Source organism: Bacteroidota bacterium (assembly GCA_013360915.1).
Lineage (GTDB): Bacteria > Bacteroidota > JABWAT01 > JABWAT01 > JABWAT01 > JABWAT01.
In genome coordinates this window covers 56,483-68,948 of record JABWAT010000016.1, presented here as the reverse complement: position 1 = coordinate 68,948, position 12,466 = coordinate 56,483, and the positions used below count along the sequence as shown (strand labels likewise).

Here is a 12,466-nt window from a genome sequence, read left to right as displayed (position 1 = left end):
CCTGAAAAACCCTTTGGCTTCGAGACCCTCAGCCACCGGGTTTTTCCATCAACCAATCACTTGTATTAACTGATCTCTGATCATTGCTTTTTGTTCACCTGAAAAACCCTTTGGCTTCGAGACCCTCAGCCACCGGGTTTTTTCCATTCACCAATCACAAATCCCCATTCACCAATCTCACCATGTAATAAATCCACCCTCCCGATGCACCCAAAGGGTAACAACAGAAAGGAATCCAATGAAAACCATCTGCCACTCCCCTCGGAATCAACGGTTCAGGACCGTGTTTTTAATTCTCATTATTCTGCTTGCCACCGGTGTGCTGAAAGCTCAATCCACCTTTTCGGCAGAGGTGACGGGAGCCGGCATCCCCATAATTCTGATCCCCGGTCTGGGTTGTGACGGATCGGTCTGGAAGGAAACGGTTACCCGTCTGCAGGAATCGGGATACGCCTGCCATGTAATCACGCTCGCCGGATTTGCCGGAACGCCGGCTCCTGATACCACATCCATTGCTCTGATCGTCAGCGATCTGAACCGGTATATCGGTGCCCTCGGCCGCAAACCCATTCTCATCGGCCACAGCCTGGGGGGCATTATCGGACTCCGGCTGGCCATCGACCATCCGTCCGGTCTGGAAAAACTGGTCATCGTCGATGCACTTCCGTTTCTGCCTGCAGCCATGAATCCGGCTGCCACCGTGGAGATGATCCGGCCGCAGGCTGCCATGATGAAAACGTTCACATTGAACCAACCTGTCAATCAGTTCAAGGCTTCCACTCAGAATTCACTGAGAATGATGATTGCCGATTCGGCATCCCGATCTTTGGCTGTGGAATGGGCGGTCAGGAGCAATCGCCGCATCTTTGCCTCCATGACCGATGAACTCATGACCACCGATCTGCGCCAGGCGGTGAGTGGCATCCGGTGTCCCGTGCTGGTACTCGGTGCGTGGGCTGCAGCCAAACCGTACGGACTGACCATGGAAACAGTGAAGAAAACCTATGAATCCCAATACGCACGCCTGAAAGGAGTGACCGTGGAAATGGCTCCCAACGCCTATCATTTTATCATGCTGGATGAACCCGTCTGGATGATGGACCGGATTCTGCCGTTCCTTGGTGGAAAGCGTTCATGAAACCAGCGGTGGATCAGGTGCTGAAGGAGTTTGGTCAGCGTTTATACCGGCTCTGTCACAGCTATTATTACCGGGTGGAAGATGTGGGTGATCTGTATCAGGAAATGCTGATCAATGTCTGGCGCAGTTACGATCAGTTCCGGGGTGACTCCTCACTGTCCACCTGGATTTACCGCGTGGCGGTTAACACGGCCCTGATGCATGTGCGGAAGGAACAGGTTCGACGGGACCGGTTCCAGCCGTTCGATGCCACCGTGCACGATCAGGCCGGACATACAGAAGAGAATCCGCAACTGGATCAACTGCGTCTGGCCATCAGCCGTCTGGAACCAGCCGACCGTGTGATCATCACACTGGTGCTCGAAGGTCAGTCCTATGAAGACATCGCCGGCATTACCGGATTGACCACCAACCATGTCGGCGTGAAAATTAACCGGATCAAACAAAAACTTCTTCGGAGTACCGGACATGAATCCTGATTTTTCTGACCTGCAAACCCTCTGGCAGCAACAACCGCCACAGGCACCCGATCTCACCTCCTGGATGGCCGGAGCCCGGCGGCTGGAAGCCAAATGGAAACGATCGCAGTGGACAGCCGGCATCTGCCTGGGACTGACCATCCTGTTTTTTCTGTACATGCTGATTGATTCACCCATGGAGACCCCGGCCGGCTGGTCTGGAATGCTTCTGCTGATTCTGTCCATGATGGTGGCGCTCGGTTTTATCCTGAACCGGTCCACCCGCGCTACAGAGTCACTCGATCTGCCGGTAACCGAGTTTGCCAATCATCATCTGAAGGCCATCCGGCGGCGCCTGATGATTACCCGGCAGGTGATTCCCTGGTACATGCTCGCCATTCTGCTGGGTGTGAATCTCACCTACCTGGAAGTGCTGAGCCGCGGTGATCTGACCTTCCGGCTGACGGCACATCTGGTGGTTTCCGCCATCATGATTTTCGGCGGGTGGATGCTGTACCGGCGGCAGCGCGCCCGGCTGGAACACGAAGCCGAACCGGTGATACAGGCGCTTGAGTCGCTCACGGGAGGTCAATAAGGGAACCTGATGGTATCTTTGTGCGGTTCTGAAACAGATTAACGAAAAGGATCTGACCAATGAAAAGTCTGATTGCATTAACCATCGCCCTGTTCTTAACCGGATCGGTTCACGCACAATCCTGCTGCGAAACCGGTTCGCATAAGACCGGGCCGTCTGCCACCGCCAAATTTGCAAAACTGGCTGCTGATTCCACCTTCCGGATGAGTCATCAGGAACCAATGGGAAAAGGAGAAACCATGACAACCGGCGGAACGATGATCACCATTCCTGTTGCCGACGGGAAACCAGCTTTTGCTTTTGAAGTGAAACCGGCCACCCAGACCGGCAATGTGCTGCTGGTCTTCCATGAATGGTGGGGATTGAACGACCACATCAGGGCCGAAGCCATCCGTCTGGCCGATTCCTTGGGATCGGTTCGCGTTCTGGCGCTCGATCTGTACGATGGAAAAGTGACGGCGAAACGCGAGGAAGCTGGTCAGCTCATGCAGGCGAGTACGGCTGAACGGTCCCAGGCCATTATCCGTGGCGCCCTGCAGTATGTCGGGAAGGATGCCAATGTGTTAACCGTGGGCTGGTGTTTTGGGGGCGGATGGTCGCATCAGGCGGCGCTTCTGGCCGGAAAGCAAGCCTCGGCCAGTGTGATTTACTATGGCATGCCCGAATCGGATCCGGAAAAACTTAAATCCCTCCATGCGGATGTGCTGGGCATCTTCGCCAGGAAGGACGGATGGATCAACGAAAAGGTGGTTTCATCCTTCGAATCAGCCATGAAAACGGCCGGTAAACCCGTCACCATTGCCTGGTACGAGGCCGATCATGCCTTCGCCAATCCGTCCAACCCGAAACATGATGGCACGATGGCCGCAGATGCCATGCGGAAGACCGTTGCCTTCCTGCGCTCTCATCTGAAATAAACCGGAATCACCGGCCGGAATTACTTCCGGTCGGTAGATTCGAAAATCTTATCTGCCGAAGCAGCAATAAAACCCGGGTACAGTTTCCCATCCGGACCCTTGTGCCGCAATGCAAATTCATAGTAACAGCCCGGGAGGGTATGAACACCATCGGCCAGTTCGATGTCGATGCGGTTGGCCATGGTGGAAGACTGCTCGAGTAACTGCGCCGGGGATCCTTTGATTTCGCCTCCTTCGGCATTCAGCCGGAATCCGTTTTCCTTCAGAAAAGTGTTCAGTTGTTCCAATGAGGAAAAGGTTTTCAAGCGGTTCACACTAACAGTAAAGTGATTCGCCCGGAAACCGTTCACCGCCATCCAGGCCGCATATTCACTTTCCTTCCGCAGAAACTCATAGGTATCAGAATCGATCATTTTCCAGGGAATGCCCGCAATGGGAAAATCGGCACTTTTCACCACGGATGGCGGAACCTGTTTCACCAGCAGTTCAATCACCTTCTGGAAATCGGCTGAAAATTCTTCAACCAGCAGCTCGGAAATAAAAACTTTCGGATAAGCACCGGATGGGTGATCATAATGCCGTGCGAACAGCTTTTTCTCAGGGAAATGATAGGGATCCTTCTCCTCATACCCCAGATTCAGGAAGGGTTGAGCCAGTTTGGCCAGTCCGATCGAAGGGGTGTTGAATGTCCGGAAGGCGACGTGATCATTCACAACGCTTTCGCCCCGGGCCTCGAGCAGGGCATGTATCTGGTTAGCAATGGGATTCCGGGTGGAATAGTCGGTCCACAGCCGGTCGAAGAGGGAATGAATAGGGTCCATGGTTTGGTATCCTTTTTGGTTTTTTGCAAAGGTACTAAATACAGGAGACAGGAGTCAGGAGACAGGAGACAGAAGATGGAATACAGAATACAGAATACAGAATACAGAATACAGAATACAGAATACAGAAGAACCAATGCTGATTGGGTTGGTGTGGGGCGCGAAATTTCTATCAACCCATAAATCGCCCGGACCGGGGACTTCGGTAACGCCTGTACGAGGACATGGGTTACAACTTTAAAGGCTAAATACGGCCCGGTTGGTGCTTGCCGGCCATTTTCAACCAGCGCCTCCCCGATTTTTCCCTCTCCGCCGGAGAGGGTAAGGATGAGGGTTTATTTAGTCCATTTTACAAGGATGTCCACCGACTTATCAGATAGATAACCCTTCCTTTTCAGCAGTGTTTGAAGCAACCTGCTTTGCAGTTCACCCTCAAGTCGGTCATCTCGATACAACTCACTTCGCTCGTCACTCGATGACCGGTCTTTCCCAACCCTGACCGGACCTGACTCATCCACTCGAAGAAACAGCCACTCCTATTGCAGAGTCAGCGACATGTCTCCGTAGCGGTTACCCCTCACCAGCGCAGATAGCTGATCCAGAATCCGAACCTCATCCTCACTGAATCTGATATGAATTGATTCCAGATTTTCTGCCAGATAGCTCTCCCGTTTGGTACCGGGAATGGGAATCACATCTGTTCCACGGGAAAGAACCCAAGCCAGCGCCACTTGCGCGGGTTTCACCCCTTTGGCAGCCGCCATATTAGCAATAACGCGGATAATTTCCTGATTGGCCTTCAGGTTCTCTCCCTGCAGTCGTGGTAAATGCGTCCGGAAATCACGGGGATCCGTCAGGTTATTCAGGGCACCGGTCAGTACCCCGCGTCCCAGCGGACTGTATGCCACGGTTGAAACACCCAACTCCCGGCAGGTGGTCAGATTCGCCTCTTCAATATCCCGGGTCCAGATGGAATATTCCGATTGAACGGCAGCAATGGGATGAACTGCATAGGCGCGCTTCAGAGTTTCACCCTTCACTTCCGACAAACCGAGATAGCGTACCTTGCCTTCCTTCACCAACTCTGCCATGGCGCCGACCGTCTCCTCTATCGGGGTGGAGGGATCCACCCGGTGACAATAGTACAGATCAATCACATCCATGCCCAACCGGTTTAAACTGGCTTCACAAGCTTGCTTCACGTAGTCCGGTTTCCCGCTGGTTCCCAGCCATTCCCCCTTTGGTCCGCGCTTGATGCCAAACTTGGTGGCCACCGTTACCTTGCCGGACCGCCCTTTCAGTGCTTTTCCAAGCAATTCCTCATTGTGGCCACTGCCATACATATCGGCTGTATCAAAAAAATCCACGCCCCATTCCACCGCCTGATGGATGGTTTTAATGGACACCTCATCGTTGGTGGCTCCATAAAATTCCGACATGCCCATGGTTCCCAGTCCGATGGGAAATACCATCAGATCACTGTTTCCGATTCGTCGCTTTTCCATCTGAACTCCTGATTATGATACTATGGGTGCGGTTTCCATGGGATCGAGTCCGCTGCCAGCCCAGGCAAAAGGCAGGTCCTGGTTCAATCCGTCTAACAGCGCCATGTCTTCCGGTGAAACAGAAAATCCGAACAAGTCAATATTCTGACGGATCCGCTCGGGTCGTGTGCTTCTCGGAATGACCAAATACCCGTGCTGAAGTCCCCACCGCAATAAAATCTGAGACTCTGAAACCTGGTATTTCAAGGCCAACTTCCGACAAGTGGTCTGACTATCCGTTTTGCGGTCGGTAAGCAGGTTGCCACCCTGTCCATCCACGGGTCGCCAGGTCGACAGCGGAGCCAGAGAACTGTACGCCATCGGGGCAATGGATTTCTCCTGCATGTAACGGGTAAGCGCCGGTCGCATACAAAGCGGGTGGAATTCCACCTGATTCACGAAAGGTTTTGCCATCCCGGCTTCTGTAATCTCCTTAAGCTGGGGAATCCCGTAGTTCGATACCCCGATATGCCGGGTCAGACCCATCCGTTGCAGGTCAATCAGGGCTTGCCATTGTTCAAGACGGGTTTCTGCCATGGGGGAGTGAATCAGGAATAAATCTACATAGTCCAGTTGCAATTGAACAAGCTGATTTTTTAAGGATTCAATGGTTTGAGCGTGAGATTTTTCGGGCGCTCCCCATGGCTTGTAACCGGGAAACAGCTTGGTGGTGATGAACAAATCGGATCGGTTTAGCCCCGATTCCCGAATGGCTTTTCCGGTGCCGTCTGCATTCTGATAGGCCTCCGCAGAATCGATATGACGATAGCCGGATTTAAGTGCTTCCCGTACGCCAACCTCCGCCTGGTCGGATGACAGTTGATAGGTCCCGAATCCGACAAAGGGGATACCTGATGAATGCCGGGTGGTTAGTGAGAGTGTTTCCATAATCTGTTCCTTTTTTTTTGCAGTTAACTTGATACTGCAAAGATTGCCGGTTCAGCCGGAACTCTCAGAACCCGAATCAAACAGAAACGGACCACTTTCAAAGAGTCGGTTACCGCCTGGTTTGGGAACGGTATTCGCCGGGAGAAAGCCGGGTCTGATTCTTGAAAAACCGGCTGAAATGGGTGGGTTCGCTGAATCCCAGCCGGAAGGCAATTTCCTTCGTCGTCAGAGCGGTGTTGAGCAGCAGGGATTTCGCAACGGAAACCGTGCGTTTGGCAATCCAGTCGGAAACCGGACGTCCGGTTTTACTCTTGATCACGGCGTTCAGGTAATTCGGGTGAATATTCAGCTGATCGGCAATCTGACGGACCTGGAGGATACCGGCCGGACTTTCCGACTGCAGAATGGTTCTGAATTCGGATTCGAGAATTTTTTTGAAGGACTGCACAATCCGCGAGGTGGTGTTTCCTTCGGCGATCGGGTTGTAGTTCTGCCAGAACAGGGCTTTCATTTTATACAGCAGAACCAGAATGAGACTGCCCAGAATGTTCTGCTGATAAGCCGATGGTTTTTCTGCTTCTGCTTCAATCTGTGTGTATAACCGTTCAAATTCGGCGAAATCAGGCTTTTTCAGCGTGGCGGGTGGAGCCATTTCGGCCAGCAGAAACGGGAATTCATGAAAGATGTTCGGATGGACATATTCCGTGAGGAAAAATTCTGAGAGTACAATGATCAGGGCCTGTTCCGATTCATCCAGATTGTATCGCTTCACATGTCCCGGATTGGTGAAATAAAAGCTTTCCGGACCAAAGGGAAACTGATGATCATCGAGAAAGTAGGTCCCGGATCCGTCTTTGGTAAGAATGAATGAAAAATAGTCGGCCCGCAAATGAGGGGATTGAAAGGGAATGACCGGATGAATGGCCGGGATGGACAGAATGGTAAAATCAATTTCCCCGCTGACCGGCAGACCAAGGGTGTGGTACAGGTCGGCGATGGAATGGTGAACAGTAATCTTCATAGCTGATCGGATTATTTGAGTGTTTCCCCTGTGATCAGAACTTAATGGTACCGTCCTCACAGGTCATCCAAAAATACAGGAGACAGGAGTCAGGCCCTTCGACTTTGCTCAGGGACCGGGAGCCAGAAGGGAAAACAGAATTCAGAATACGGAATTCGGAATATAGAATACAGAATACAGAATACAGAATACAGAATACAGAATACAGAATACAGAATACAGAAGAACCATTGGTGATTGGGTTGGTGTGGGGCGCGATAATTTCTATCAACCCAGAAATCGCCCGGACCGTGGACATCGGCAACACCTGTACGAGGACATGGGTTACACTTTTTCTGGCTGAAAAGGCCTGGTTGGTGCTTGCCGGCCATTTTCAACAACCGCCTCCCCGATTTTTCCCTCTCCGCCGGAGAGGGTAAGGGAGAGGGTTTATTTAGTCCATTTTACAAGGATGTCCACCGACTTATCAGATAGATAACTCTTCCTTTTCAGCAGTGTTTGAAGCAACCTGCTTCGCCACTCACCCGTTAACCGGAGTTGAGATCCTGAAAGAATTGTACCATTTATCCACCGGTCCCCGAGAGCCGAATCCATTGGTTAATCTCCTGGACAACTCGAGGCAACAAGGATGTTATCTGGGCACCTCATTAATACTACTTAATATTACAACGGTAAATTGAATTGATCATCAGAATTTTCAGAATATGTTCAACTCTCAATCACTCAATCTCCCAATATCGCCTTTTGCAACAACATCTGACTATTTACAAAAAACGGGGTGTCTGTTTTTCCTAAAACACCAGATGGTAGGGTTGTAATCTCGGATAGATTATCAATGGGGACCAATACCGTTTTTGCACCATTTTCAGAAAGTAAACTAACCTTATCAGCTAAATTTAAAGATCGCTCAATGGCGCCACCAATGGATATGTTACCCAGAACAGCAAGACCGGACTTCAGATTTTTTTTGTAGATGGCTGAAATTATACCAACATAAACCGCACACCCGATTCCGCCGGAAATGTGTGCACCCATCAGATTACTGATTTGAATATTCAGGTCAAAACTATCCAGAGAATGTTGCTCATTCAGAATACTTTTTTCATTGGCTCTGAGATAATTGTAGGTATTAATTATCGCTTCTCTTACTTCCCGATTGTTAGTGCCCGTCACAATCAGTTTGCCACTTCCTTTTAGGGCAACAACTTCAATTTTAATTAACGAAATATTCTCGCCGTCACTGGTTGCTGTATAGCAAATACCGGGTTGAAGTGGATTATTCTCGATGATTGAGGACCCTTTTTCCTCGGGTAGCCCAATGAAAATTTCTTCCTGTGTTTCCTTATCAATGTATGAAAAATTGGTGTCCCAAAACTCCATTCCACCTATACGTTTTAATTGTTCCTTAACCCGTCTTCTCATTTCCAATGCAATAACCAAATATTCCCTTATGTCCTCTTTGGAATATTGTCCATCCGGGTGTAACAACTTGATAAATCCAGAAACAATTCGTCGGACAGACTTTGAATCACGTTGCTTCAGGTGAGAACCAAGTGCGAAGTATTTATCAATAGAATCGTAATAAGTGATTTTCCGTTGAGACTTAAGAACCTCTGAAAAGAAGTCTGTACTGAAACCAAAATGGTTTGTGAAATTTTTTGGACTGAACTTAGTAATCTCCCATCCGGGAAGGAATAAATTTATACGATCCAGAAATGCTGTATCATAGTTCACTTCATCAGATAGTGGACTGAATAAATGAGAAGTTTGAAGAACAGTTTCGACCGGTTGATTAATATTTCCGTTTAAAATAATCGATGCTGAGCCAGACATTTCCCCTCCTTTTACCCTCGAAAAGGAACCGGATTCCATGTACATTTTCATCAGTGTAATGGCTTCACGGTCTGGAAATAATTTATCGGTACTTTCGTCAAAGCAAATGGCATCCATTAAACCAACGGCCCCGATTCTGCCGGTGGTATTGTTTACAAACAATTGGGCCACCGTCCCTTGCCCGCCAGATACAACCAATGCGTACGGTGTCGTTTCCAAATAAATATAGGATTTCCCGGAAGCCCTTGGACCGAGTTCCACCATATTAAAATTAGCTTCCACCAGTGGAACTAACCGGCACAACAGCAAACTCAATTTACGCTCATCCAACCCTTCACTGAAAGGTTCATAGCCGGCACTCCGTAACAATAAAGTCTTCCATTCAGCTTTACTGAACTCTTTGCGCTTGTCTGCAATGCGTGTCGTATCGAAACTTGATAACTGAATCGGTTTTATATCCCTGACCACGAAAGGATAAACTGTCGAACCGATTGTGATCATTGGATCGTATTCCATTTCAATGATGGCCCAAATCCCGCCAAGCATTAGTTTTTCATGGTTACGGACCAACTCGTCACCAATATTTGCCTTTTTGATGTTCGAGTTGCTGATATTGGCCCAATACCGGTCTCTTTGTGAATCGAGCTCAACTGAAATTTTATCAATAATCTTGTATCTGCCTTTTTGCCGGAGTTTGGACTGAATGAGTGTACTTTCTTCCGGATTGATATAATGATCACGTAGAATTTTCTTTACATTCTCAATTCCCTCCTTCAGTTTCTCTTCATTATCGGTGCTGCAGGTGTTGGCCAGAAGGTATTCAAGTACAAAGGCTGGAACATTGGCACCACCTTTAACAATGCCTACCAGATCCTTCTTTACTACAAAACCTCTGAAATGGTCTAATGCTTTTTTATCTAAGTCATCTAAAATGATCATAATGATTCCATTTAATTTACAATCCACCCAAATCGCGCAGGGTGGATTTTTTTATTGTTACTGTGTCAAGTTGCTCCTGAGTGGTTGCATCCAACAATATGGCATGTACAAGTGAATGGCCACTGAATGAGAACTCTTTGGTTATCTTTGATTTTGCTTCAATGGAAATAATATCACTGCTTTGAATTTCTTTGGAACCTGCAAATAATTTTATCTGAAGTTTTCTGACCGAACTGAAAAGATCTGATTCTGAACCAGTGGCTTCCAGCCGGATTTCGAACAATTCACCGGTCGATTGCTGCAGATCCGATTTGTTGGTGATTCTAACAGCAAGTTGGGATGAAGGAGGAACTGTTTTTGAGAATTTGAATTTTGGAATAATAATTTCCTGTGGTGTAAATCCGCCGTGAGAAAACCCGTATGCACCTTTTGACCGGAAGGGACGGTGGTTCCTGGCCGCATAAACATAATTGAATTCTGCATATCTGCTCTCGAATGCCAGCCAGTCACCCGACGGTAGCTTGTCTACCGTTCTGATAAACCGCTCATGAACTTCTTTACCGGGGCCAGGAAGTGGGTCGATTTTATCAGCTTCCTCCAGCAGCCCGGTTAGAACAAAACCATGATCAGTGACCAGATAAACATCCTGGTAACCCAGATTCAGCAGTAATTTAATTTTTTCGATCAGAACGGTTTCAAATTCCGAGAATACTTTGATTGCACCCAGTTGTAATTTTTCTCCGACACTGTCAATGTCTTTATAGCTGAGAACCAGAAAATCTGCAGTAAGCCCATAATTGACCTTGTCAAGTGACAAATAAACAATTGGTTTGCCGGTTAGTTCGGTAAGACCTTTTTCCCGATCCCGATGGATCGGTAATACCTGATTGTCCCCAACGTATAAGGCACTCATGTTGTGTTCGGTTTCTGACGGCATCCCTGCCATCATGATCTGCCTGTCAACCCGGAAGTGTTTCTGTAAGTCGGCCGCAACAAATTCGGCCATCTCATACCGTACACCATCCCCAACAATTACAGCCGTTTTCTGGGTGACCTTCGAGAAAAGTTCTGGCAAATATCCCTGCTGGTCAGATTGGTATTCAGAGGCGAACTCGTACCAGGTCTGTAGTAAGATGGAGTTTAACCCTTCATAGTACTCCTGCATGGGACGAATAATGGTTTCGTCGCTGAGGAAAACCTCGTACAGATTCCGGATTGCCCGGTCAACTTTTGAAAAAGTCGTTGTGTAATAGTCAACCACAGCCGGCAGGTTTTTGCAGTTACTGAGGGGCTGCACATCTGTTTGAAACAATACCAGAACGTCCTTCCACCATGCAGGTACAAATGGTCTGGCTTTTGACTGATTGATTCGCTGGTGAAGAATCTGCAGCTTTTCATTTACAAACGACTTGTCGCGGATATTCTCCGTAATTTTAACAAGTGCCAACCGGTCCAGTTGCGGAAAACAGTGATCGGGGTGAGCAATCCATGGATTGCAATCCTGATTGAATTGGTACTGTTGAATGTATGGTTCCAATGAGGGCCGGTAAGTTGTGCTATCGGCCCATTTGTGGTATAAAGCCAACAGGGAATCTGAAATATCATTATTTGCCAACCCATCCAGCAACCGTTTTACCACCTCATCAGCCAGTGTTTTGGCGGGCTTGCTGACATACGGATACCCGGTTAACCCGTGCAGTTTTTCTTCGAACAACCGCCTGACATCGGCATCCTTTGTTTCCATATAGGTTTCGGGATTGTGGAGAAATGGCAGTAATTCTTCTTCCAGATTGATGACTTCTTCCAGGTTCTGCACAATCTTTTTCCACCAGACCAGTTCTTTGCCGATCCCCAGTTTTGCCACAGTCAGCAGCATCGGGTTATCTAACTGCACCTGAAGCCCGGTTCCGGCAAAGAGTTTCTTTTTCAGCCAGTCCTGCGGATGGCTCAGGTCAAGACAGCCATGGGTGAAACAATAGTCGAAGAGAAAACTGAGTTTTTCCTGCGGACGGGTTACATAAAATGCCAGCGGGGTATTCTGATGCCGTGTTTCTGCATCGTGACGAAGAAAAAGTTCTTCCCTTTCCTGCTGCCATGGTTGTGTAAGGGTGGCGTCGGTAGAAAGAACCACGATCTGAAGACTTTCCAGAACCGGAAGAATAAAACTGCACTTGCCTGCCGGATCCAGAATGACTAACCGGTTTCGGTGCCGGATCAGCCGGAGAATATCCTGTTTAAGCCATTGTTCTGTCATAGGTTCAATTAGGAATTACGAATTATCAATTACGGATTACGAAACGATAGTTCTGCGA

General features: G+C 48.7%; 10 protein-coding genes. 4 read left to right on the top strand and 6 right to left on the bottom strand.

The window, feature by feature from the left end; genetic code table 11:
• The first annotated feature begins 238 nt into the window (after positions 1–238).
• The 4 genes from HUU10_13290 to HUU10_13275 are packed head-to-tail and all read left to right on the top strand — an operon-like array spanning position 239 to position 3,108.
• A complete protein-coding gene (locus tag HUU10_13290; GenBank protein ID NUQ82582.1) occupies positions 239–1,138 on the top strand; it encodes an alpha/beta hydrolase in 900 nt (299 codons plus the stop codon).
• Positions 1,135–1,617: a sigma-70 family RNA polymerase sigma factor gene (locus HUU10_13285; GenBank protein ID NUQ82581.1), complete on the top strand. Its 483-nt coding sequence runs from the start codon at positions 1,135–1,137 to the stop codon at positions 1,615–1,617. Before HUU10_13290 ends, HUU10_13285 begins: the two co-directional genes overlap by 4 nt.
• On the top strand, positions 1,607–2,191 hold the full coding sequence (locus HUU10_13280) for a hypothetical protein (GenBank protein ID NUQ82580.1): 585 nt from the start codon (positions 1,607–1,609) through the stop codon (positions 2,189–2,191). Before HUU10_13285 ends, HUU10_13280 begins: the two co-directional genes overlap by 11 nt.
• A 59-nt stretch (positions 2,192–2,250) precedes the next feature.
• On the top strand, positions 2,251–3,108 hold the full coding sequence (locus HUU10_13275; GenBank protein NUQ82579.1) for a dienelactone hydrolase family protein: 858 nt from the start codon (positions 2,251–2,253) through the stop codon (positions 3,106–3,108).
• Positions 3,109–3,128: 20 nt separating this feature from the next.
• Here the strand turns inward: HUU10_13275 and HUU10_13270 are convergent, their stop codons facing one another.
• The 6 genes from HUU10_13270 to HUU10_13245 form a co-directional block, all read right to left on the bottom strand.
• Positions 3,129–3,929, bottom strand: a complete 801-nt coding sequence (locus HUU10_13270) for a DUF1338 domain-containing protein (protein NUQ82578.1) — start codon at positions 3,927–3,929, stop codon at positions 3,129–3,131.
• Positions 3,930–4,465: 536 nt separating this feature from the next.
• A complete protein-coding gene (locus tag HUU10_13265) occupies positions 4,466–5,434 on the bottom strand; it encodes an aldo/keto reductase (GenBank protein NUQ82577.1) in 969 nt (322 codons plus the stop codon).
• A gap of 12 nt (positions 5,435–5,446) precedes the next feature.
• On the bottom strand, positions 5,447–6,361 hold the full coding sequence (locus HUU10_13260) for an aldo/keto reductase (protein ID NUQ82576.1): 915 nt from the start codon (positions 6,359–6,361) through the stop codon (positions 5,447–5,449).
• Positions 6,362–6,470: 109 nt separating this feature from the next.
• On the bottom strand, positions 6,471–7,382 hold the full coding sequence (locus HUU10_13255; protein ID NUQ82575.1) for an AraC family transcriptional regulator: 912 nt from the start codon (positions 7,380–7,382) through the stop codon (positions 6,471–6,473).
• 723 nt (positions 7,383–8,105) lie between these two features.
• Positions 8,106–10,154: a protease Lon-related BREX system protein BrxL gene (brxL, locus tag HUU10_13250; protein ID NUQ82574.1), complete on the bottom strand. Its 2,049-nt coding sequence runs from the start codon at positions 10,152–10,154 to the stop codon at positions 8,106–8,108.
• Positions 10,155–10,170: 16 nt separating this feature from the next.
• Entirely contained in the window at positions 10,171–12,408 is a 2,238-nt protein-coding gene (locus tag HUU10_13245) for a hypothetical protein (protein NUQ82573.1), read from the bottom strand.
• Between the last annotated feature and the right edge of the window lie 58 nt (positions 12,409–12,466).

Excerpts from the sequence above, each read along its gene's own strand:
- HUU10_13280 (NUQ82580.1), top strand. The coding sequence starts at position 1,607 with ATGAATCCTGATTTTTCTGACCTGCAAACCCTCTGGCAGCAACAACCG.
- HUU10_13260 (NUQ82576.1), bottom strand. The coding sequence starts at position 6,361 with ATGGAAACACTCTCACTAACCACCCGGCATTCATCAGGTATCCCCTTT.
- HUU10_13270 (NUQ82578.1), bottom strand. The coding sequence starts at position 3,929 with ATGGACCCTATTCATTCCCTCTTCGACCGGCTGTGGACCGACTATTCC.
- HUU10_13275 (NUQ82579.1), top strand. The coding sequence starts at position 2,251 with ATGAAAAGTCTGATTGCATTAACCATCGCCCTGTTCTTAACCGGATCG.
- brxL (NUQ82574.1), bottom strand. The coding sequence starts at position 10,154 with ATGATCATTTTAGATGACTTAGATAAAAAAGCATTAGACCATTTCAGA.
- HUU10_13285 (NUQ82581.1), top strand. The coding sequence starts at position 1,135 with ATGAAACCAGCGGTGGATCAGGTGCTGAAGGAGTTTGGTCAGCGTTTA.
- HUU10_13290 (NUQ82582.1), top strand. The coding sequence starts at position 239 with ATGAAAACCATCTGCCACTCCCCTCGGAATCAACGGTTCAGGACCGTG.
- HUU10_13255 (NUQ82575.1), bottom strand. The coding sequence starts at position 7,382 with ATGAAGATTACTGTTCACCATTCCATCGCCGACCTGTACCACACCCTT.
- HUU10_13265 (NUQ82577.1), bottom strand. The coding sequence starts at position 5,434 with ATGGAAAAGCGACGAATCGGAAACAGTGATCTGATGGTATTTCCCATC.
- HUU10_13245 (NUQ82573.1), bottom strand. The coding sequence starts at position 12,408 with ATGACAGAACAATGGCTTAAACAGGATATTCTCCGGCTGATCCGGCAC.